26 protein-coding genes and 1 other RNA gene are annotated in these 22,418 nt (G+C 53.3%); 13 read left to right on the top strand and 14 right to left on the bottom strand.

Annotation, left to right across the window (positions count from 1 at the left end):
- Window positions 1-157: 157 nt before the first annotated feature.
- Complete coding sequence (locus VN12_RS23260; RefSeq protein ID WP_146679155.1) at window positions 158-2,425, bottom strand: terminase gpA endonuclease subunit; 2,268 nt, start codon at window positions 2,423-2,425, stop codon at window positions 158-160.
- 71 nt (window positions 2,426-2,496) lie between these two features.
- On the opposite strand from VN12_RS23260, the gene VN12_RS23255 reads away from it, so the two are divergent.
- Window positions 2,497-2,709 (top strand): hypothetical protein, encoded by a 213-nt coding sequence (locus tag VN12_RS23255; protein WP_146679154.1) that lies wholly within the window; start codon window positions 2,497-2,499, stop codon window positions 2,707-2,709.
- 71 nt (window positions 2,710-2,780) lie between these two features.
- On the top strand, window positions 2,781-3,149 hold the full coding sequence (locus tag VN12_RS23250) for a type II toxin-antitoxin system VapC family toxin (RefSeq protein WP_146679151.1): 369 nt from the start codon (window positions 2,781-2,783) through the stop codon (window positions 3,147-3,149).
- A gap of 10 nt (window positions 3,150-3,159) precedes the next feature.
- Here the strand turns inward: VN12_RS23250 and VN12_RS23245 are convergent, their stop codons facing one another.
- The gene (locus VN12_RS23245) at window positions 3,160-3,366 is read right to left on the bottom strand and encodes a hypothetical protein (RefSeq protein WP_146679149.1); all 207 of its coding nucleotides are present in this window, start codon (window positions 3,364-3,366) and stop codon (window positions 3,160-3,162) included.
- 275 nt (window positions 3,367-3,641) lie between these two features.
- Here VN12_RS23245 and VN12_RS23240 point away from each other — a divergent pair, with 275 nt between their 5' ends.
- From VN12_RS23240 to VN12_RS23190, 11 genes are all read left to right on the top strand, one after another.
- Entirely contained in the window at window positions 3,642-4,499 is an 858-nt protein-coding gene (locus VN12_RS23240; protein WP_168164606.1) for an amidoligase family protein, read from the top strand.
- A 267-nt stretch (window positions 4,500-4,766) separates the two neighbouring features.
- Complete coding sequence (locus tag VN12_RS23235) at window positions 4,767-5,024, top strand: hypothetical protein (protein WP_146679146.1); 258 nt, start codon at window positions 4,767-4,769, stop codon at window positions 5,022-5,024.
- Between the two features lie 30 nt (window positions 5,025-5,054).
- Window positions 5,055-5,312, top strand: coding sequence for a hypothetical protein (locus tag VN12_RS23230; RefSeq protein ID WP_146679145.1), 258 nt, complete (start codon window positions 5,055-5,057; stop codon window positions 5,310-5,312).
- A gap of 57 nt (window positions 5,313-5,369) precedes the next feature.
- On the top strand, window positions 5,370-5,630 hold the full coding sequence (locus tag VN12_RS23225) for a hypothetical protein (RefSeq protein ID WP_146679142.1): 261 nt from the start codon (window positions 5,370-5,372) through the stop codon (window positions 5,628-5,630).
- Window positions 5,631-5,732: 102 nt separating this feature from the next.
- Window positions 5,733-5,972 carry a hypothetical protein gene (locus VN12_RS23220; RefSeq protein WP_146679140.1) on the top strand — a complete coding sequence of 80 codons (240 nt, stop codon included), beginning with the start codon at window positions 5,733-5,735 and terminating at the stop codon, window positions 5,970-5,972.
- Window positions 5,973-6,218: 246 nt separating this feature from the next.
- Complete coding sequence (locus VN12_RS23215; protein ID WP_146679138.1) at window positions 6,219-6,533, top strand: hypothetical protein; 315 nt, start codon at window positions 6,219-6,221, stop codon at window positions 6,531-6,533.
- An RNA gene (locus VN12_RS23210) (hammerhead ribozyme type II) lies at window positions 6,533-6,600 on the top strand. Before VN12_RS23215 ends, VN12_RS23210 begins: the two co-directional genes overlap by 1 nt.
- Window positions 6,588-7,211 carry a winged helix-turn-helix domain-containing protein gene (locus VN12_RS23205; protein WP_146679136.1) on the top strand — a complete coding sequence of 208 codons (624 nt, stop codon included), beginning with the start codon at window positions 6,588-6,590 and terminating at the stop codon, window positions 7,209-7,211. Before VN12_RS23210 ends, VN12_RS23205 begins: the two co-directional genes overlap by 13 nt.
- Window positions 7,212-7,229: 18 nt before the next feature.
- Window positions 7,230-7,454, top strand: coding sequence for a DUF4314 domain-containing protein (locus VN12_RS23200; RefSeq protein WP_146679134.1), 225 nt, complete (start codon window positions 7,230-7,232; stop codon window positions 7,452-7,454).
- A gap of 12 nt (window positions 7,455-7,466) precedes the next feature.
- Window positions 7,467-7,655: a hypothetical protein gene (locus VN12_RS23195; RefSeq protein WP_146679132.1), complete on the top strand. Its 189-nt coding sequence runs from the start codon at window positions 7,467-7,469 to the stop codon at window positions 7,653-7,655.
- Between the two features lie 40 nt (window positions 7,656-7,695).
- Window positions 7,696-7,923, top strand: coding sequence for a hypothetical protein (locus VN12_RS23190; protein WP_146679130.1), 228 nt, complete (start codon window positions 7,696-7,698; stop codon window positions 7,921-7,923).
- A 109-nt stretch (window positions 7,924-8,032) separates the two neighbouring features.
- Here the strand turns inward: VN12_RS23190 and VN12_RS23185 are convergent, their stop codons facing one another.
- From VN12_RS23185 to VN12_RS23130, 12 genes are all read right to left on the bottom strand, one after another.
- Window positions 8,033-9,427: a DNA modification methylase gene (locus VN12_RS23185; RefSeq protein ID WP_205855128.1), complete on the bottom strand. Its 1,395-nt coding sequence runs from the start codon at window positions 9,425-9,427 to the stop codon at window positions 8,033-8,035.
- A gap of 537 nt (window positions 9,428-9,964) precedes the next feature.
- Entirely contained in the window at window positions 9,965-12,328 is a 2,364-nt protein-coding gene (locus tag VN12_RS23180; RefSeq protein ID WP_146679128.1) for a phage/plasmid primase, P4 family, read from the bottom strand.
- Window positions 12,325-14,493 (bottom strand): AAA family ATPase, encoded by a 2,169-nt coding sequence (locus VN12_RS23175; RefSeq protein WP_168164604.1) that lies wholly within the window; start codon window positions 14,491-14,493, stop codon window positions 12,325-12,327. The genes VN12_RS23180 and VN12_RS23175 overlap by 4 nt, the downstream gene beginning before the upstream one ends.
- Window positions 14,486-14,938: an ERCC4 domain-containing protein gene (locus VN12_RS23170; protein WP_146679124.1), complete on the bottom strand. Its 453-nt coding sequence runs from the start codon at window positions 14,936-14,938 to the stop codon at window positions 14,486-14,488. Before VN12_RS23170 ends, VN12_RS23175 begins: the two co-directional genes overlap by 8 nt.
- Window positions 14,939-15,129: 191 nt before the next feature.
- Window positions 15,130-15,591, bottom strand: coding sequence for a DUF669 domain-containing protein (locus VN12_RS23165; protein ID WP_146679121.1), 462 nt, complete (start codon window positions 15,589-15,591; stop codon window positions 15,130-15,132).
- A gap of 2 nt (window positions 15,592-15,593) precedes the next feature.
- On the bottom strand, window positions 15,594-16,376 hold the full coding sequence (locus VN12_RS23160) for an ATP-binding protein (RefSeq protein WP_146679119.1): 783 nt from the start codon (window positions 16,374-16,376) through the stop codon (window positions 15,594-15,596).
- A gap of 15 nt (window positions 16,377-16,391) precedes the next feature.
- Window positions 16,392-17,438 (bottom strand): PD-(D/E)XK nuclease family protein, encoded by a 1,047-nt coding sequence (locus VN12_RS23155; RefSeq protein WP_146679117.1) that lies wholly within the window; start codon window positions 17,436-17,438, stop codon window positions 16,392-16,394.
- Window positions 17,439-17,767: 329 nt separating this feature from the next.
- Window positions 17,768-18,007 carry a hypothetical protein gene (locus VN12_RS23150; protein WP_146679115.1) on the bottom strand — a complete coding sequence of 80 codons (240 nt, stop codon included), beginning with the start codon at window positions 18,005-18,007 and terminating at the stop codon, window positions 17,768-17,770.
- Entirely contained in the window at window positions 18,004-18,693 is a 690-nt protein-coding gene (locus VN12_RS23145; RefSeq protein WP_205855127.1) for a sigma-70 family RNA polymerase sigma factor, read from the bottom strand. The genes VN12_RS23150 and VN12_RS23145 overlap by 4 nt, the downstream gene beginning before the upstream one ends.
- 209 nt (window positions 18,694-18,902) lie before the next feature.
- A complete protein-coding gene (locus VN12_RS23140) occupies window positions 18,903-19,337 on the bottom strand; it encodes an EamA family transporter (RefSeq protein ID WP_240491244.1) in 435 nt (144 codons plus the stop codon).
- A gap of 212 nt (window positions 19,338-19,549) precedes the next feature.
- Window positions 19,550-20,659: a hypothetical protein gene (locus tag VN12_RS23135; protein ID WP_146679111.1), complete on the bottom strand. Its 1,110-nt coding sequence runs from the start codon at window positions 20,657-20,659 to the stop codon at window positions 19,550-19,552.
- Entirely contained in the window at window positions 20,652-21,893 is a 1,242-nt protein-coding gene (locus tag VN12_RS23130) for a hypothetical protein (protein ID WP_146679109.1), read from the bottom strand. The genes VN12_RS23135 and VN12_RS23130 overlap by 8 nt, the downstream gene beginning before the upstream one ends.
- Window positions 21,894-22,418 lie beyond the last annotated feature (525 nt).

Genomic DNA, 22,418 nt, shown 5'->3' with positions numbered 1-22,418 from the left:
TCAGTTTTGCCGACAAATAAAAGCTTGATTGAGGAATTCTCAGCATTTCAGGCGTTTCGAGATGCGGCGTTGTTAGTTGACAGCAATTAGGGAACCTCCGAGATTTGGGGTCTTTGAGCAGTAACGAAAGTCGACAAATCGGAAATAGTATGCCCGATCAGTTTCGTTTTTTTTGTTGCATGTCCTTGAAACTGATACGGCCTCCGTTCGCTACCGCGACGGTGTTTGTGCCAAGTAGAATGCAGCCTTGCATCGATGCCGCAACTGCGGAACCCACAAGGCAGTCGAACCAGTGGTTGTCGGGTTGCTCGGGTCGTTGCTTCCATTCGTCGACAATGCGGCCGCGTCCTTCGGTTTTAATAAAATACTCTGACGTTAGATGCTCGGAGAGCATGCGGTGGGTCTCCGGATTGTTTCCAAAGATCGACAAACATCCCCGATCCCCCATGGCGACACGCAGTCGGGCGTTGAGGAATGATTTCCACCAATTGGTATCGTAAAGAACGTGACGAATTGCTCGCTTGCCGTGGATTGTGGGCACGCGCCAGTTGAGTCCAACTCTATCACCCGGCCTGCGTCGATATTCGCTGAACGGTTGGCTTGAGGCACCCACGAATCGCCCGTGGCTGGGCATGATTACAGCGGCGTGCTTGGATTGCCGGCAAAACTGGTAGATCACATCGGTCGACTGTCCCCAGTTGGCGTCGATCAAACAGCGACCAATGCGCATCGCCGCACCATCGTCACGCTGCCACTCGCGATCAAGCAAGCTCGATGTCAATGATTCGAGTCCAGCATAAATCGCACCCTCGAGCCCCGTTCCAACCGCCGTTGTTGCGAGCGTTTGTCGCGCATCTCGCAGGGTGAAATAGGACCTCTGCTGGTCAGGGTAGCAACCGTAATCCAAAATGTAACCAGTGAAATCGTCCTCCCAAGCCGCCACAAGATAGAAGAGCAAGCTCTGCTGGACGTCAATGAATGCCGTCAGGTGATTAGCGGCGATCGATACGGATCCTCGGTCCAAGCGATTGATTTTGCGTGCAACCTCTACAGCCGTAAGCATACCGTCGGTCACGGTTTCTTCCTGCCGAGGATCGTTTTGATACTCCGCAAAGAAGGCAGCTTCGTCTTGCAGTTTCAGGTTCATCGCGTGCTGAATAGCTGACAACTCATCATGGTTGTAACGTTCGGGCCAAGCGATGACTGCCCCTTGATCCATGGTCTCTTTGTTTTGACGATAGAATTCGGTTGCCGATTCACCACCATCCCCGTTTCGCATCCCTTCGGCCCGGATTTCAGCATAGCGCTGCCATAAGGTTTCGTTGGTGGGAAACGAATAGACCATTTTGGTTCGTTCGCCATTCCATTCGGGATGGCGGTTGCGATCCAGAATGTTGTCTGCCATGTCGCCCGGGCGAATGACTGTGCAGGGCATGATTCCTGAAATCTTCTTCCCAAGTCCGGCCAAGCCGAGGACCGCACCCGCGAGAATGCTCTCACGATTTGCACATTGCGAAAGTGAACGGGCACTCTCATCTGTTTGCGGGTCATCGAGCACCACGAGGCTTGGACGCACTGTCCTGCCATCGGGGCGTTTGAACTTCATCCCTCGGATGCGGCCGGTTAGGCCGGCGACTTTGATAATCGCACCGCTGGCACTGCTACCTTCGATGGTCGGCAGCACAACCTCTTTCGCCGTCCATCCGATCTGCGTGCGTTTGCCTTTGTAAAGTTGCCCGTTCGCGCGATTCGAAATTCCATCTAGGGCTTGGATCGGAAAGCAAACCTCGGGAAAGTCGGCTAAGAGCAATTCGTTGCTATCCAGTTCGGTTTTGATCGAATCGAGCATGTCGCAGGCGTGGCCCTCGTCGCTACCGATCAGACAGACGAAGTTACGATGCCCATAGAGAACGGCCCAGATACAAGCGACTTCGGCAATGGAGCTCTTACCACTGCCTCGGGCCATTGCGAGTGCAAATAGCCCTCCGTGCACAACCGCTTGCTCAATCTTGTTGATGACTTTGATATGGTCCGGCGACCAAGCGAGGTGAAATGTCAGCGGAAAGTACGTCTCACAAAAGTATCGGAAGTCACGCGATGCGCGATCTTTACGATCTGTGTTCTCGACCTCTGGTAGCTCACCGATGTCACGGCCGGCTAGCGCGAGCGCTGCATTGCGTGCCCGAGCTCGCTCCTTCATCGCTTCGTATGAATCGACACCTGAGTTTTGTTTGGGAGTATGGCGTACGACGTGCATCCAGGCGCAGTAGCGAAGCAGATCGACCGTCTTGTTATCACCGATACGGGCGCCGGCGCGTTGCCGATGACGATACAACTGCCGCTCGCTGATTACCTCGCCTAGCGGCGTTGAGTTGAGCAAACGACAAAGCTCGCTCGGTTTGAGTTTTCGAGGATCAGATGGCATCTTTTCGGCCTTTCCCTGTGGATGTATCACCAGATACAATGGGATGAGTCGATTTAAAGGATTCCTGGGAGATGTTTATGGCCACCGTCGAAGAAAGACTTGAGCGATTAGAGAAGGAATTAAATCTCCTCAAGCTCTCACAATCTGGCAAAATCGATCTCGCCGCGAAGAAACCAGGCTGGATCGCGAAGATCGAAGGTTCATTCAGAGACGACCCCGAGTTTGCGGAGATTATACGACTGGGGCGTGAAGAGCGACAAGCAGATGTTCTGAATGGCGAGTAAGATCTATGTTCATTCTCGACACAGATCACCTTGGCATTTTGTAAGGCCCACGGAACGATGCCTGCAGTAATGTGCTCAAAAGAATTGCAGATGTCAGCGATTCGAATGTATTCATAACCATCATCTCTTTTCATGAGATTGTTTCTGGTTGGACAAAGTACGTGAAACAATCGAACGATCCTCGGAAGATCGTTGCAGGGTATGCGCGTCTCGAACAAATATTGAATGACTTCTCTTGCTCTCAAGTTCTTCCGTTTAGCCTCGCTGCATCTGAGGTGTTTGAAGATCTCAAGCGAACGAAGATTCGTGTGGCGACGATGGATCTTCGAATTGCCTCGATCGCAATCAGTCAGCAGATGACTGTTGTAACTCGCAATACAGTTGATTATGCGCGTATTCCGGGATTGGTTCTTCAAGACTGGACCACCGCCGTCTCTTGACGTCGGATTGTTATTCGCCACGGCCCATCTCCTTTGCTTGCCACGCGCTATAGTTCACGAGGTTGATTGTGCCGTCGACGTTCGCAGGCGCACCTTCATGGAGATCCTTTCGGATCTTCTCGGCATCGATCCTTTCTCGGTAGGCAGCTGACAGAAGCTTCGCGGCTTGTTCGATCGAGAGTCTTGTTGGATCGACCGGCTGCTTGTCTTCACTCATCGCATTCCTCCGTGACTTGGTAGTTCAAAACGTGGGGCCACCGTCTTCGCCTGGTCGTGTTTCCCCATCCAGTTCGCCTGGTTATGCGAAGCATGTTTGGACGCAACGGTGGCGTAATGTTGGGGCACCGTTTGCCGCTTCGAAAACATGCGAAATTGCTGGAGAAACATGATGTAATTCGCTGGATGATTCCACCCCCGCATGGCTTCATGTGTGTCGTCGCAAAACATGAAACGCGACGAACTACAAACCTTGCACCCAAGAGGAACATCACCATGAACGCAAACGAAATTTTCTTTGGTCTGGAGTTTGAGACGACTCTTCCAAACAGTGACACTACACCCATCGGCCCGTACCACAACGGATACCAAGTCCCTTGGTTGCCAACCGGATGGAAGGCAGAACGCGACGGTAGCATCCGCCCCGAGAACCCATGCCGCAAAGGATGCGAGTTCGTAAGCCCCAAGCTCAAAGGGTACGAAGGCCTGAAGCAAATCGAAGAAGCGATCGATAAGATCAACGAACACGGAGGAAGGGTCAATCCAAGCTGTGGGCTCCACGTTTCGGTTGAGTGGAATGGCGACGCAGCAGCACTCGCACGATTGATCTCCCTGGTTGGCAACCACGAGAAAGCGATTTTCGCGAGTACTGGGACTCGCCGCCGCGAACAAACGATCTACACCAAGCAGATCAAGCAGTATGGCGACAAAGACGCTGCGAAGAACCGATGCGAAGCGGATCGCTACCACCTGCTGAACCTTACCCACCTGGCTGCCGGCAAGAACCGAATCGAATTCCGGGCTTTCGCCGGAACGCTTAACAAAACCAAGGTGGTTGGATACCTGATGATGGTTTTGGGATTGGTCGAGCTCGCCTTGAATACCAAGCGATGTAGCGATTGGGACTACATCAAGAAGGAAGGTACCAAGAGCTGCTGGGATCGACCAGGTGCCGGCCTCGGAGAAACCGAGCTCAACCGATTGTTCTACCGACTCGGGTGGACCAAGGGTTGGTACAAGGGGGCACTTCGCGACAAGGTCTACGGAGAGATCGCAGGGGAAACCAATCCAGAATGGAAGAAGATCAAAAGCAAACTCCTCGAACTTGCCCGCAAATACGACCGTGCGGCCTAAACCGCATAGACAATTAGCGCTGCCGGCAACATTCCATTGCAATTCTTTGGGACTTCGATCGACCTCTTTTGCATAGATAGTTATCGGAGGGCCTGCAGATGCTTCTTCGCCATCTACGAACTTTTGCAAAAGCCGGCTCGGTGGAGCGAAAGCAGCTGAATCTTTCTCGAATTCTCGCATGCTCGGCTTGAGGTTATCGACACCGCATGGCTCCATGGTGTCATCGCGTAAACGATTTGAAACCGAGTTCCAAAGGGAGACACAAACATGACTAACGCAAGCAACCAACACGCAGCGACCGACGCGACCCTTCGCCAAATATTCAAGGCGATGGACGCCCACCAAGCCCAAGAGATTCGCGAAGCCTACTACAAGGCGATCGAAGGCTTGATGACCTTGGCAGAAACCCTCGAGATCGCCGACGCACAACAAACGCCTAGTGCCGGCCCGCTGCTCACCGAACACTTCCACGCGGTTCAAGCGTTGGATGCCATGAAGAACAGCCGCCTCGGAAAGATCCTTTAAACCGCAATACATAACCACGGAGAAACCAACATGAAGCTCGATACCTTGATCGAAATCCTCAACGACTACCGCGAAGAGTTTGGAGGCGACGCGGAAGTGCGATTGATGACCCAGCAGAATTGGCCCTTTGAAAACCGCATCTGCGGGGTCACCAGCGGGCGTGATATGAACGAAACGGACGATGACGATGACCAAGACGTCGCAGACGACAACACAGTCTACATCGTCGAGGGAGGACAGATCTGCTACGGCAGCAAAAGAGCATGGGAAAACTGCCGAGATAGCTGATTGGTGCATTTCGATGGGTTGAAGTTTCCTAACCACATCCTTTGATCGGAATGGCACATGAAAAGAGTAGGTACATTCCAACGCCGCCGAAGTCGCTTGACTTCGGCGCATTTCCTCTTCCAGCAACGTCAATTGCTTGAATCGATTGCGGAGCTTCACTCGATCATCGACGAGCTCCCATTGCTCGCAGCCACCGACCCAGCATTGATGAAAACCCTCTTTGTCGAACTCACCGAATCGCACGCCGCTGTCGTCCGCATCACGCAGAAGTTCGCAACAAACCAGTGCACTGAAGAAAAGATTCGGGATTTCACATGAAACAGTCTTGATGCTTTTCAAACCGTACTGCTCATGTGTTGTGAGGCGAAGACGATTCGCCAAATCCATAATCCCTTCTCGATTCACATAACGGAGATTGATATGCACATCGGGCAACTTCATTTGGTAACCGACCTCGCAGACGGAGAGAGGGCCTATCCAGAGGCGAACGTCTCGTACGAGCTCGAATCGATTGACGACTCTTCGCTCAATACCACCGTCGCGTATGTCGAGCGACGAGGGGATCGGCTGATTGCGAGGGGATACAACGGACGGGATTACGCCGTCTCGGGCATAGATGGTTACGAACTCTACGAAGTACGTACACCACCACAGCGATGATGATTGCCTGCATCGCAACAAAGCCCCCCGTTTGCGACGTGCGGGCGTTCTTTTTTCGATTGGCGTCATTTCCCCAAGATGCAACGCGACGCGACTGTGGCCAAACAGTTGCGAATAGGGGGCTCGGAAACATTCCCCGAAAAAGCATCGAACAACTTTTTGAATTGCCTTGCTGTTTATCAACGTGCATGGCTCATGTGTGTATACGCCCAAACGAATCAACACCCCAAACAGAGAGACGCATAGATGACCCAACACGACCTCGACCTCACGATCACCAAGATCAGCCACCGAACCCCCGGAGCGGGTGGATCTTGGGTCCAAGGCAAGATCAACAACGAATACCGATTCGACGCGTTGGTGTTCTCGGAGCACGCAGAATGCGAATCGTACGAACTGGGACGCAGCAAGATTTCGAAGCTTTGGATCCAACGCCTTTCCGATCGAACCGTGATGTTCAACTTCGACCGCGGGTTGGATGTCGCCGCGGTCAACACCGAGGTTCAGGTAGTGGTCGACTTTCTTTGCGAAGGACTTTCCGACCTGGTCTTTGGTCAATAAGCCGAAACGCGGTAGCGATCCGCGTCGCCGATCGGTGGTTCGATCGGCCTGACGATGGCAGCCAACCACGGACAAGAATTGGGGGATACAAGCATGAAGAAGGCAGATGTGAAGATCGGCGGAAAGTACTACGCCAATGTTTCGGGCAACCGATGCGAAATCCGAATCGAAGCGGAGAAGCCTCGCGGCGGTTGGGATGCAACGAATCTTGCCACGGGCAAGAAGATCCTCATCAAAAGCGCCCAGCGTCTTCAAGGGGAGGTAGTCACACGCGCCGGACAGGCGAAGGTTACCACCGAGGGTAATGTCACCGTAGTCGAGAATGAGCCGGCAGCTGTCGAATCGTTCGGAGAGACTGCGACCAAGGTTGCCGTTCTGAAGAAGCCTCGTAAAGCCAAACCTGCGGCAACCGAATCGACAGCGACCGAAACGGAGGCGACTGGGGAAAAGCGAATGAGTTGTATCGACGCGGCCTTGAAGGTTCTCGCCGAATCCCCCGAACCAATGAATACGCAGGAGATGATCGCTGCCATGGAGGCGAAAGGGTATTGGTCGAGCCCCGGAGGAAAGACACCCCACGCGACCCTTTACAGTGTGATCCTTCGAGACCTTTCGAAAGGGGACGCGAGCCGGTTCGTGAAGACCGAGAGAGGTCGCTTTACTCTTTCCCAAAAGTAAGCCAGAGACAATCTGACCATGCGTATTCGATTGAGAAAGGGAGACCGTATACGGTTGGTCTCCATGCCACACGATCCGGATCCCATTCCTGTTGGAACACTCGGAACGGTCATCGCAATTCATGAACATCAAGATTGGGCACAAGTCGAAGTCGACTGGGACAACGGCCGCTCGCTCATGTTGACGATGCCCGATGATTGCGTCGCCATCATCGAACCCAACCACCAGGAACCATCGAAGTAAGGAAGCCAACCTATGTCCACAAGAGCAACGATTGCCTGCGAGCAGGAAGACGGAGGCTACGCAGCGATCGATCTTCACTTCGATGGCTACCAAGACCACGCCGGCAGAGACCTCAAAAAACTTGACAAATGGACCGATCATGCAATCCCAATCGACGTAGATCAACTCATTTACAATGACTTGGCTAGCGATTGTTGGTAGAATGAAGCGATATCGCGACACAATCATTATCGAGGGTCTTATGTCTGTATCACCCGACGAGATTCTTAAATCTGCTCTATCGCTTCCAGAAGCAGACCGCGTTATTCTCGCGACCGAGATACTGGATTCGGTTAAGGAACCGATGCCAGGCATGTCGATCGACGATCCGAATCTTCTTGATGAATTGAAACGCCGACGTGCATCGATGGATGATTCCGTTTCCGCATCAGAGCTATTCGCTCGTCTCGATGAGATCCGACGCAAATGATTCGGATTCATAACATTAACCTGTACGCCGTCACTCATGAAAGCCGACAGCCCGGGTATTGGAAAAATCGGATATTCTGATCTCAACTCGTTAGGAAGCACGACAGTGCTCATCTCGTTTTCTCCTCACGCGGCTTCATGGGGATTGGTGAGTCCCCCGTCCGTTCTAAGATCGCCGGCTTGCCGGTAAAGCGCTGGTAGCGATCGACGATCACGTCCGCGTAGAGGCAATCAAGCTCCATCAAGAATGCGTTTCGACCGCATTGCTCGGCGCCGATCAAGGTCGAGCCGCTACCACCAAACAAGTCGAGAACATTCTCGCCAGGCACGGAAGAGTACTGCATCGCCCGCACCGCTAGCTCGACAGGCTTTTCGGTAAGGTGGATCATCGATTGTGGATTGACCTTCTTCACTTGCCATAGGTCGGTCGCATTGTTGGGCCCGTAATATTTGTGCCCCGCACCTTCCTTCCATCCGTAGAACGCCCACTCATGCGCCCCCATGAAATCCTTGCGAGTCAAAACGGGATGCTGTTTGTCCCAGATGATCGACTGCGAGAAGTACAAACCATGCTTGGCGAGGAACGGTGGGTAGTTACCGCAATTGGCGTAGCCACCCCAGATGTAGAAACACCGGCCGGGCAACAAGACGTGCGCAATGTTACCGAACCACGCATCGAGGAGTCGATCGAACTCGTTGTCGCTGACAAAGTCATTTGCGAGGGGGCGATCCTTCGGTCGTAGCTTCTTGTGCGTTGCGGCATGCTTCGGTTTGCCTGTCTCATGATCAATACCGAACGAAGCGGCGTTGCCTTGGCCTTGCTTGAGTTTCCCCGACGCAGCGTCGTTCGTGAACGAGGACAAGCCAGCAGCGATCGCGTTGTTCGATCGAGGTTCCACCTTCACATTGTAGGGTGGGTCTGTGTTACAGAGATGGATGGCATTGCCGGCCAACAAGCGATCCAAGTCTGCCGGCGATGACGAATCTCCGCAGAGCAACCGGTGGTTGCCAAGGATCCAAAGATCGCCTGGCTTCGTGATCGCTTCATCGGGAGGTGCAGGAATCTCGTCGGGATCGGTCAAACCTTCGTTGACTGCGGTGTCCATCAGCTTGGCAAGCTCATCGGCATTGAATCCAAGCAACCCAAGATCGTAGTTGGCTTCCTGCAAAGCCGATAATTCGATCGGCAACAGATCGTAGTTCCATTCCGCGATCTCAGCGGTTTTGTTGTCGGCGATCCGGTATGCGCGAACTTGATCGGGAGTTAGATGCGAAGCAACGACAACGGGCACCCGATCCAGCCCGAGCTTCTGCGCAGCTTTCAATCGCGTATGCCCGACAATGATGACGCAATCGCTGTCGACAACAATTGGCTGCGAGAAGCCATACTCCTTAATCGAAGCTGCGACGGCATCGACCGCCTTGTCGTTGTTGCGAGGATTATTTTCGTAGGGACGGACTCGATCGAGTGTCCACATTTCAATCTGCAAAGCTGTGGTAGTCATGAAGCAATCCTTTTTGCTGGTGGTGATGATTAACTGGGACATCGTCACGGACATAAAAAACAAACTGTGATTGATCGCGCGGCTGTTCCCGCTGCCCAAGAACGTGTGATTTCTGGGGGGAGGACCCATCGTCAGGGGCCATTGAGTGCCAAAGTGGCAGACGCGTCGTGGGGGCCACTGTTGGCCCACTGACGCGACGAACGCGATCGTCGGCATGTTGGGCAAGTCGCTAGAGATCTCGCGACGTGGGGCAACGTCGTGCGAAGGTTGAATGCATGGGAAGATGCGGCGATGCAATTCCAAACGCTAGTTGATGGGCTACATCCGATCGTTTGAAACGACTTGCCTAGGCGTTGGCCGGGGCGCGAAAGATAGCTCACTACCAACTGGCGAAAGCGACGAGTGCGCCGGGTTGCGCTGGGTATTTTGGTTGATTCCCATACGCGTGCGCGCATGGAAGATAATGAAACAACCCTGCGCAACCCGGCGCACTTGCGAAAATCCCAACGTTTTTGAAGGTTTCTAGACACGGCTCGATTACTCCAATTCATCCATTTCTGCGACTGAAATGCCCTCGAAGACACGCTTGTTTCGGAGGCGTCCAAAGGTGCGTTTAACGCACACAAACCGCGCCTGCATCGCGGTCGAAAAACGGGTCTGCGACTGCTCACCACCCCACTGCCTGTAGGCGTGATAGAGGTCGCTAGAGACGACGACTAGCTCTGGTGCGACGTTGCAACAGTCGTCGATGAAGCGACCGATCTCATCCGACTTCCCGCGGTAAGACATCGTCTCGTTGATCACCGATTTCGGCTCGATGAACCCGTTGGATCTCCAGTCTTTAAACCCCTCGAGTAGCCAGTTCAGAATCCCTGGCCCTTCTTCGTGTACTAGAAGCTTGTGATAGTCCGGGATGGGCTCGGTGACTTGCCGGAGGTCGACACGGAATGGGATGAGCTTGATGCGCCGCCAGATACCTTCGTCCGTTCCGTTGATCTGCGGCAGATTGTTGGTACTCAGCCAAAACTTATGAGTACGACGGAAACTCCAATAATCCTCTCGCATCCGTCTCGCGGTAATCTGCTCGTCTCCCGTGAGCTCCTTCACTCGGGCTTCGCGCAGCTTTGATCCTTCATCGGGCTCGCTGATAGCCACCAAACGCCGCTGGTAAAGCGATGCGATAACGGTGTCATGTTCGTTCGTAGTGCCTAGCAATAATTTGCTGGGTGCCAGCATGGCGTAGTCGCCCAGCAACTCAACGATCGCGTTCCAAAGCGTTGACTTACCGTTGGCGCCCGAGCCATAGCAAATCGGCAGGATGTGCTCACCGACATCACCGGAGCACGAGTAACCCAACAATGCTTGGATATACCGCTTCGCCTCATCGTCGCTTCCGAAGATCAAATCGATGAACGCTCGCCACTTGGGACATTGCGCTTTGGGATCATACGCCACATTGGCGATCTGCGTGATCGAATCCGTCTGGCGATGGTCTCGAAATTCCCAGTTTGATAGATCAAGCGTTCCGTTTTGGAGATTCAAAAAGTAAGAGTTCTGGTTCAACTGTTCATGATCGATCGTCGTCCTCCCATCGCAGCGGGCTAGAGACACGACATTCTCGATCGTGGTCTTGCGGTTTGCCCAGCGACAGAAATCCGCCCATTCCTTTTGTTGCTTGTCAGTTGGAATGGCCGACAAGCGATCCCAATAGTTTCGAACAAGCCTCCGCGCTAAGCGAGTCGTCCGACTTTGATCGATGTCGACCTTCCATCGCTTCCCGTCCCATGCAAGCCATTTCTTCCACGAGGGAACGTAACGCAGTTTCGCTTGATTCCCGTCGATGAATTCCACAGCCATCGCATTTTCGGTCTGGTCGCTTTTGAAATCCCAATCGATCGCAGTCTTGGGAAAGCCCAGGTTGGATGGCGGCTGAATTCCTTGTTTGGGTGCGGAAGGACGCTTTGTCTTAGGCTCGTACTGCTTCGTGACCTTGCTAAGAGCTTTGGCGATGGTCCGTTGACCATAACTTTCGCTACCATGCTTCTGATCCCACTTTTCCCGCATCAACTGAGAACGCCTGAAGATACGGTCGATCTGAGCAGCATCCTTCGTGAAATATGCCAAGGTGAAGACCATCGATGAGTCGGCTTCGCTGGCGGAGTTGAAGTGCGAGTTCCAATCGCCATTCCATAGGGCTTGAAATTTCATTCCCGTTGAGCGGCGCTTGCAAGCAAGCGCAATGATCTCGTCGTCGCTCAACAACACCGATTCGCTACCACTCGGCTGCGGACCTCGACTGTTACTGGGAATCGCGCTCGTTCCTGGATCGTCATTGCCGAACACCTGCGAGTAAACGGCATCGAGCGACTCTTGGCGAACGTTGACATCTCCAGGAACACTTGGAAGGCGATTTCCGGTCACTGTGAAGAAGCGATCGCGGTCATAAATCTCGACCTCACCATCTTCGTATGCCTTTCGACACCGAGAGCCTGGCTTATTGGCTTTGATGAATACCTTCAAACCCGAACCCGAAGGACTGATCTCCGTATAGCTATCGAGGCGATCAACGATCTGCTGAGCCCACGGTTTCAACTGCCCCGTTGATTCTTCGACCGAATCGTCGAGATCCACACCGCAGTACGGATCGTCAGCCGTGAATACGAAGCCAACGCCGGCCAAAGAACCGTTGCGCCGGCAAGCCTCGATTGCTTCAGCGAAGGTTCCCCAGGTGGATGCGTCGGTTGATGAAGCTAATGAACCGTTATGCGGATTGAGGGGAGCCTTGGTCGGCTTACCTCCGCGTTCGACATACTTCCAAGCAACCCACTGATTGCGATCGCGAATGCATCCGGGACAATTTCGTTCAATGGCTTCAAGAGGTGGTTGCGGTACAGAACTCAAAGCAATACCTCCCAATATTCAAGATTCGCTTTTGCCCAGCGATCCAGGAAAGTGCGCCGCTCGCTAACACTGTTCTTCTTCACCGCATTGCCGAGTCCCCAGCGATCGCCGACCACGATGCAGTACCGCGAAGCGCGAGTGACCGCCGTATACAACCAGTTACGGTCGGCGAAGAAATGCGACTTATGGCAGAGAACAACCACGCACGGGAACTCGCTTCCCTGAGCCTTATGAGCCGTCATCGCATAAGCGAGCTGAAGATTTAGAATCTGCTCATCCTGGATTGGCCGGCGTCCCTCCCCATCGAAATCAACGATGTATTTCGTTCCGTCGGCGGTCTCAATCTCCGACACGATGCCAATCGTGCCGTTCATGATCCCCAAGCCATAATCGTTGGACGTCTGGATGACCTTGTCGCCAACGGCAAACTTTCGATCAACCACGCCATGCAACAGATATTGCATCATCTGGTTGATCGCTTTGGTACCAAGTTGCCCCAAATGCGTCGGCGTGATGATCTGCACGTCGTTGACCGGATCCAGGCCAAGCCGGCCCGGAATGCGATTCAAAACTAGATCACGCAGGTAAACCTGAATTTGCATCGGTTCTTTGAGTGAATCGATAACGCTCCAGGCGGGATCGCTACCAACCGTTGGCATCACTCTCTGTGAGAGTATCGCCATGCTGTTGGTTTTCAGGACGCCCGCTTGGCGTACGACCTCATCCAGAATGAAGGTCGGTACGAGTTTGTGTTCGATGCAGTCTCGAATTACGTTTCCTGGGCCAACAGGGGGTAGCTGATTGTGATCACCGACGAGAATCAATCGCGTCCTGTCGAGATTGATTCGACGCAGTAGCTCTGCCAACAGTGGTACGTCCACCATCGAGAATTCGTCGATGATGATGACATCGAATCCGTCGGAAGAGGAAACGTCTAGACTCCCGTCGTCATCTGGAGGCGATAGACTTTTTCTCTGATACTCATGTCCGTTGTATTCAAGCAAACGATGGATCGTCTTGGCATCTAGCTCGAGGCCTTGGTTCCTCAATGATTCCTCGATCCGTTTGGCAGCTTTGCCCGTTGGCGAACAGAGTGCAATCCTGAGATTCGCATCCTGAAAAGTCTTCGCCAGTCGCGCTAGAGTATGCGTCTTGCCAGTACCGGCTCCACCGGAAATCACAACAATCGAGTGTCTCATGGCGGCCTCGTAGGCAGCCAATTGCGATCGCTTAAGTCCAGCCCCATGCGCGGGCTCGATTCCGATGGGATCTACATCTTGCCCGTAAAGCTCAAAACATTCGTAGATCAGTCGCTCGGCTTCCACATAGCTAGTAAGAGCGACAGCATCGCCATCGATGATGAGCTGGTTCTGATCAACCACCCTCTTGAGCGCACCCTCAATGATCGAGCGACAATCGAGTGAATCGAGCAACAGCAGATCGATCGCCTTGCGAATCAAATCGTCGTGCGCGATCCACGTATGGCCATCGGACGCCTCTTCGCGAACCAGGTAACACAGCGCGGATTCGATCCTGCCCGGGTGCTCTTTAGGTACACCCATTGAGCGAGCGATCTTGTCGACCCGCTTGAAGCCATAGCCCTTGATGTAGCGGATGATCAAATAGGGATTCGCACGAAGAACGCCAACCACCGAAGCGCCGAATTCCTCGAGTAGCGTCTCCATTTGGTGATGGGAGAGCCCAAAGCCGGCCAAATACGATCGGACTTCGTTCTCGGCACTATTGGCGATCCAAGCTTCACGCAGCGAATGGAGGGTTCGTTTGGGAATCCGTAGGGCTCGGTTCAACTCCTGAACGTCGTGGCGAATCACGCGATCCAGGTGTTCCGCGCTGGCGACATACGAAACGATTTTGCGAGCTGTGGTTTCTCCGATGCCAGTAAACGCAGGATGTTTAGCAAGGTACTGCACCAATCCTTCAGGCGTCTCGGGCAAATCGTAACTCACACTCTTCGCGTCGAATTGGGGACCGTACTTTGGATCGCTTTTCCACTGTCCCGTGAGCGTGATCAGTTCACCTTCACTTACACAGAAAGGCCCACGAAATCGCACGCGCTCGCCGTCGTCGCGAACAAGTGAGCCAGCGGAGAATTTCGCGCTGGTGAAGAAAACACGATCGACCGTACCACTGATACGATTACTCACGGTGCAGATCTCCCCCATTGGAGATCACGCGAACGAACGATCGCAGGTAGGTATCCGTGAATCGAGCGGCCGCAGATCGCGATCCGCACCAGTAGACGGGCACCCGAAATCTGGTGTCAATGTAAGCGGACGCCCCCAACAAGGACTGTGGCGTCACAGCACGAAGAGCGTCCGCGTGTTCCCCACAGAGCACTGCGGTTAGATCGGCTTCGACAACGATACACGCCGATTCCATCGCGGACAGCTTGGCAAGTTCACGAGCGAAGCGATCAAAGTCGTGGATGACGGTACCAACGAAATCACGCAGGCTTTTGCGCTCGACGGCCACTCGCTGTTCGAAGCCAACCACCGAGTAATCACCCGCATCCAGCTTGGCATTCACTACCTCGCACGAAAACTTGTAAGGCTCTTGTTCTCGCGAGTCCACAACGATTCGGAAATCCATATTTTCCTGCTATCCAATCCTAGTGATGAAAGAAAAAGAGCCGAGGCAGGCTCGGGGAGTCTGAACATGGAAACTCGATATGGACCCGGCAAAAGAGACACATCGCTAAGAGTTGCTTCCAAGTCACGCCATCCTGCCTCGGCCGCACCCGTTCACAGAGAACGACTAACGCCGGTCAAGCAACCAGCGAGCTAGAACGGAAGATCCTCCTCCGCCACTCCACCACCTGAAGCATGAGCGATATTCAATCGACGATTGAAATACACGTTCGTGTAATCGCCTCGCGTACGCTTGGTGACTTCGACCGTCCTGTCGAGTATCTCTTCGAGCCGGCCTGACAATTCACTGAACTTGGCAAGCTCCAGCCCAAGTGTCTTCAGATCGCCCTTCACGTAGGGGAGCGAAGCCTGGGTAATAATCGAGTTCTTGAAAATGTGCCGACCGGCTTGCGATCCGGAGATGATCACTAGATCGAACTTGATCATCGGGTCACCCTTTTGACTCGATTCAAGCTTTGCCGTTTGGATCTTCACTTGGTATTTACCGTCGGGCACTTCCTCATAGCTCGGTGCCTCTGCTGTCTCATACTCATTATCAAACGACGAGAGGTCGACGGACGAATCGGAAGGTTCGAATGATTCGTATTCACTCATGACTATTTAGCCTTTCCAGAAAGGGTGCTTGCCGGCGTGGAGCTCTTCGCTGCGCTGCTGGAGCCGGATTCCGAGCCGCGAACGGGAGAATTGAAAGCTTTGACGAACTGCTCGTAGTCGAGAGGGAGTAGTTCGGGGAGGCGACCGGTGCGATCACCTGCCTCGTAGGTAGGATGCGGTTTGGTGCGAACAACGCGTTCGATGGTCACATTGCCAGTCGCATCCTTTTTGGCGATCGAATCGCCAAACAGAATGATGTCCACGAGACCTAGTACAACGTTTCGAGCGCGATCAGGAAGACTTGGCGTCGTCTTGGTGTACTCGCCTGTTCGCGTCTCGATGGTCTTGTCGATCGCATGCGAGATCATGATCAAGCCGTAGGACAAGCTGGCCAATCGCGTTAGTACGCGATGCCATTCGTTCTTGACCAAGGCCCGACCTTTTCCGTGGCCCATGTCCCCTTCGTACTCAATGTTGTGTTTGGCGCAGACATAGTCCGAGCACATCTTGAATGCGTTGTCGACAGTGTCGATAACGATCGTTTTGAATTTGTGATCCCCCTTAGCAACGAGCTTGCAAGCCTCAAGAAACGCCTCCCAGGAGTAGGTGGGTACTTTGAAGACCTCCAAGTGATTGAGCCCAGGTTCGCATTCAAAGAAGAGCGAACCTGGAGCCTTACTCGCGAAAGAGCTCTTCCCAAGTTTGGGACTTCCGTAGAGCAGAATCGTTTGTTTGCCGAGTTCGGTTACTGGCTTGGAAGCTTCAGTGGGTAATACGATGGACATTGGTAGTTATTCCTTTCAAAAAACGGGTGCGTCAGAATCGATTGAATTGAGTTCCTCATGGGGTGGACGGATCTCATAAAGGTTGTCCACCACGTTTGGATTGAAGCCGGATTGGCAATAAGGCAGATACTCACACGGTCTCTGGTAGGAGAAGCAGCTCGATGTGTTGAGTAGCCATTTGCCACGACGACGGGCGTCCAGGTATTGCTGCGTGATCTCCCAAACCTCGTCCTGCAACATGGCGAGACGATCTTCGGATAGGTAAATGAACTCGCGATGAAACGCTTCAGGCTTTGCGTACCAGGCTGCGAGGCGACCTTGAAACTCTTCGTTGGTTTCAGGTAGTTGGCGTTTGGCCGTTGACTTGCCACTCTTGTTCTTAGCGGCGAGTTCGGCGCGGCGTGCCTCGAATTCTTCCTGCGTTTCGCCTTTGCTTTGCTTGAGGCGGCTCTTAAGCAGGACGTTGTAAATCACGCCCACGATCGGATAGCCCAATTCACGCAGGTAGTAGCAGTACAGTGCGATTTGCGTGTCGGTCCACAGCTTGTCGAGATAGTTGGAATCGATCGACGCGGCGGTCTTATGCTCGACCAGGTACATACCATCAGAACGCTGGACAATCGCGTCGGCCTTGCCTGCCATTACGAACGTTTGGCTGCAGCGGCCGGTATCTGGGTTGCGAATGCTCCCGATGAAAGACTTCTCGATCTCGACGATGGTGAAGTCCTCGATCGCGTATCGCGAAGCGTAGCCCGTCATGATCGCGCGAGCCAAGTGCCAGTTCGCCAGCTGATTCTCATCGGTCGAACGTTCAGGAAAGCTACGATCGATGAAGTCCAGTACGATCCACACTCGATTGGCATCGTCCACGGAGCGATACCAAATCTCGATGGCGCTATGGATGACGCTCCCGAACGAAAGTGATTCGACTTTGGTACGGGAACGCAAGTTATCGACGTATCGATGTTTGTATTTGCGAGGACAGTTGCGAAACGTGTTGAGCGCTGAGTAGGTCAGCACGTTCTTGTCGCTCGTGTCAGGTGTTAGAGTTGCTTGAGACATAAGACTTTCGAACAGAATTTGGGGTGCGTTTGGTTGGATTTGCCGGCTTATGAGAAGTTCATTTGGTAGGAGCCCCTCTCATCGATCAGAATGCCATTGATACGCTTCCCGCCTCGTTCAAGAGCCATTTGAGCTTCACTCAACCTCAGCGAGGAATTGATCTGAGAGCACTTCTTGCAGATGCGGTTGGCTGCATTCCTGGAGCGGAACACTTCATTGCACTTCAGGCACTTCCTATCACCGGATTCATGGGGTAGGATTCGCGATAACATGGTCAGCGGATCTTTCAGCAATTGGGTCGAAACGGGATGGGAGCGACAGGTTGTGACTCAGACCGTGTCGATGGGTTCGACCTCGAAGTTGCCTTCGTTGTCGCTGGTCACCAGATAATGCTGGTGCTGGATGTTGGCGACGAATCGGCTATCACGGGGAATCGCCTCTCGAATCGCCTGACAGGATTCGTTGAACTCGTGCGAAGCCGCTTCGAAGCCTTCGACCGCTCGCAGGTATTGCTGCAAGGCGAGCGAGAAGGTGATTCGCTGCTGGATATCCATTGAAGATGCATTCATGCCGATCTCTCCATTTCCGATTCTTGATGGATTTGCAAAACGTTGTTCTCTCCAGAACTAGCTATGCAATTTGGTGAGACGGTGTCCCAAAAAAGTCCGGATTCACTCCAATCAACACTCGAGAAATGCTTCCGAACCCCAGCTAAAAGCTCGGAAACTTTTTTTCTCGACAATCCGAGTTTGTTGGCGATCTCCGATTGGTTGTGCGTCCTGAGAAGCCTCGCGATGCAGCGGAATTGCTCGGGCAGAGTTTGGATCTGATGTTCAACGGCATCAGCCAATTCCAGCTGTTGAAGTGGATCGCGCGAGACGATCTGCCGCCGGCGATCTCGGTCTTTGGTAGAGAGCCCCTTCGAGAGCTCTTCGCTCTTTCGGTGAGGACCTGTCACCGCTTTGGAGAGAGACTCTAGGGTGCTTCCCATCGTTGGGTTGCTACGAACGCGATTCGCATTCCGAAGCAATTTGGCTGTTGCCGTCTGGGTCAGATTCGTTGCGAAGGCTTCGATGCTCCCTTTCGACGGGCTGTATTTGCCAGCATGCTCCCAGACATAGGCAAGGAGCTCTTGCTGGATGTCCTCCGGATCAAGATGCCGGAGCGCCGAGCGGTGCTTTACATGAAAGACAATCCTGCCAGCCAATTTGGTTGCGAACGCTACGATCCGTTCACGGTCATCCAATGAAGTCAATTTGCATCCTCCGGCTGGGAGGACGACACCTACCGAAACCGCCAGCCAATTTCCGTGTTGCAAAGTCGCTCTTTGCACGAGAAACACGGGCTGGTCCGTTTCAGATTCCGTCGCATCCGTCAGCCGAAGACACGGCGACTCAAACCTTGAGTCTTTGGCTCAAAACGTGAGCCGACGAAAATTTTTAGAATTACCGCAGAGCGCAAAACCTATTTGCCTCCAACTGCGACCAGAACACTTCCACCTGCAATTGCGAGAATTCCAAACCACTGAATGCTGGAAAGCCGTTCTCCAAGGAATGCGAAGGCAATTACAGCCAGCATGACAACACTTAGCTTGTCGACCGAGGCTACAAGCGATGCTTCACCCACCTTCATTGCTTGAAAATAGCAAAGCCACGACAGACCGGTTGCAAGGCCCGAAAACGTCAGAATGATCGCGGAACGAAAGTCGATTTTTGCACAACTTTCCCACGATCCCTTCGCGGTCACAATCGCGATCAACAACCCAAGCACAACGCATGTCCGAAACAGTGTGGCCGTGCTTGAATCGAGTGCCACAACTCCCATTTTCGCTGAGATTCCCGTAGCAGCAGCAAAAAACGCAGACAGCATCGCCCAAAAGATCCAAGATTGACTTTCCACGATTTCTCCACTCACTCGGCTTGAGTTTCACAGCAGAAAACGGGGAAACGACTTAGCGTGGTCCCACTGGAAATTCTTCCCAGACAGGTACTACGCCATCCGGATCTATTGGATTCTGCCGTTCGTCACGTATAGGGCATTTCACGATACTAGTATCGCATGAGGGGATTCCAATCGCGAGCCGTGGCTCAACGCTTGAGCCAAACTAACTTTTAGAATTGCCACTGGGGATCGATGGTGGGGCGGTAGCAGAATGCATCGCCTTGGAAGGCGATTCTCAAATGCTCAGCAAGCTCGGGAGCGGATTGTTCGATGCGTTTGATATCGCGCTGGACCTGCTGCCGGATTCTTTTGCGAGCGAGCGACGCGTCGGTGGTCACACGAGCTTTGCCACCCTTGCGCGACCCTTTGGTAACGTGATCCACAATCGCTTGCCGATCCTCTTGCAGTTTTTCTAATCGACCCTGATCATTAAATTCGGTTGCCTCGGCAATCTCCTCTTCAAGCTCGGCGAGTTTTTGAGCATATTGCCGGCGAGCTTCGGCATCGAACGATTCCCCCGTGGGGCTTGTGGAAGAGCGCCCCTTCACTCCACTGCGAGATGCCTCGAGTTCGATCGGGTCGAGGGATTGATTCGGATGCGAAAGTAACTCCCGCAGGAACCACAGTCCCACCGAATTCGGCAAGATAATAGGTTTGTCCTGGAAGTAAATCTGGTAACTTTCCCCTACGAGCCTGAATGAATTCCTAATAGAGTGATCCCCCACACCAAGTCGGTTGCGAAGCTCCTCGAGAACGTAGGGGGCGCACTCCAAACCATGATCGCTTGAGAGCAAGAGATCATCGAGCGCGACCACGATGGTTTGGAATTGCTCAGCGAGCGAATCCACATCGATGCGCGTGTGTTGGAGGGTAGGGACAAGCAGAACAACCGTGGTGGAGGTTGCAATCGATCCACATGCAGCCAGCAGCGAGCCACTGTCGGCGCGCACACATAAATAGAGAGGTGCAGAAGCAAGCCTTGGGGGGAGTCTCCCAATGCGATGCGCTTTAGACTCTGGCAAAGGGGCATGGTAGTCGATACGACCACCGAGAACCTCGGTGATGCGCTCGGCCAGTTTTCGAAGGTTCAGTTTGCATACGACCAACCCTTCACGCTGGACATCGAACGAGTCTCCGTTTTCGATATCGATGCCAACGAACGTACCATCGCTATGCTCAATGACTTGGCAGACAGTCACTCCGTCGCTGGCGAACGTCCATGTTGCCAGCTCGGAGGTGTCTGTGAGGAGGGATTGGCACTCGGGCCAATGCTCACCCAATTCGGCTTGCCACAGAAACCTTGGGGCTCTTCCGCTTGGGATGCGAGAGATGGTTTGCCAAAGGGGATGGTTTTTGCAGGTGGGCGGTTGCATGGTTCGGCACCCTCATACCATGATGAAGCATCCATTGGTCGATCGCTGATACGCCAACTTGGCGACTGAGTCGGATCTTGTTGCCAGAGCAAATGGTTACCGTGACTTCGTCGTTGGATTCCAGGGAAATCCGGAACTTGGCACTGTGCAAGCGCCCCGTGGGAGTCAATTGGCGATTGTGTTCTGCTATCGCTTCAAAGATCGCATCACTTCGAAGGGTAATGTGGAGCACCCTTTCGCCAAAGATAACCTCTTGGATCTCCAGGAGCACAATCTTGCGAATCCCGGGGACCATACCGGGCGATTGAATGTCCGGCCCCAATCGATAGATGGCCTCGAGATCAAAGGTTTCTCCATGTTCGAAGAAGGTTGGATCCCGGAATAATTGCTGACTGAATAGTTGGCAGTAGAACTTGCGCTCGCTCACAAGGTCGGCACGGATACGAAGTTCCCCCGAATCGATGTTGTAGACCACCAGATCGTAGCTCACCGGACGACGGATGTCAGGCCGACATAAGTCGTTGTCCATCACTTCGTCTCGTTGGATCGATCCACCGTAGCGAATGAGGAAGGCAACTTCATTCCCGAACTCGTACATCCACACCGCTGCGCCTCCGCAGCGTCGACGCGAGAGGTTGAAATCATCGATCTCTCCCTCGATACGCCGAAGGGTCGGTTCTGTTGGCATTTCGAACAGTGGGGCTTCGAGCGTTCGATTCATGTAGCAATAGAACGATTGGAAACGTTGGACCACGCGCTGGCAGTTTGCACGGCGCAGCAGGTCGGGATCCTGCAGCCAAACAGCCAACGCAAGGTCGGCGGGACTTAGGTCTCCATCGGGCAGTTCGATGCATCGCTTCGAGGCGAGGACCAGCAAGTCTTCCATGCCGGAATCGTCCGCCAGTTCACTGATGTGGAAGAGGGCCTCCATCATCTCGGCTGGCGTGGAGCCATCGTTGCTGTGGAAGATCTCCACAAGGGCACGGAGTTGGGCATCCGAGAGGTTTGGTTCCTCTGGGATTTCGAATCCTTGCGAATGGAGATAGTGGTCGAATCGCTGGAGAAAAACGAGCAATCGACTGGGTTCGATGGATCGCAATAGCGCGACATCGTTGAAACGAAGGGGGTGAAAACGGAGCATGATTACCTTCAAACAGAGTGCGGCTCATTGGTTGCGTCCTTGAGTCAGACATGCCGCCAGCGATTGCTAGCTATTTTTCCTTTTGGCCCTATATCAGACGGAAGGCAAGTGACACGTTTGGTCAAAGCCTCCGGAAAATCGGAAAAACTCTTACAATAAAAGTGAGTGGACGATGTCAGCTAGTTGGTGCTGTCCTCAAGATTTCAATAGACTTTCTGACTAGACAGAGATCGCAGCTTTACTATGAAGCAACGGACTTGATATCGAGGAATATGAGCGTGGCTTCCAGACAGACTCGCTTGTAACCCTCAATGAACTGATGATTCATTGCCAATGAAGCAAGCTAATACACAGCGACAAATTAGCAGACGTCGGAATTCAAATATGGCTGCCAAATTCAGTCCAGGGTTTGCCGAGTAACAATTCGAGCAGTCAGGGGCTCACAACTAGTCACTACATACGCAGTTTGGCCAGCCTCAATCTCCAACGAGAAAACGCCAACACGACGCTGCTGTAAGGCGATCC

It is taken from the genome of Pirellula sp. SH-Sr6A, from assembly GCF_001610875.1.
Taxonomy (GTDB): Bacteria; Planctomycetota; Planctomycetia; order Pirellulales; family Pirellulaceae; genus JBKCUI01.
Note: the sequence above shows the minus strand (reverse complement) of the source record. Positions and strands in the feature narration are given on the sequence as shown.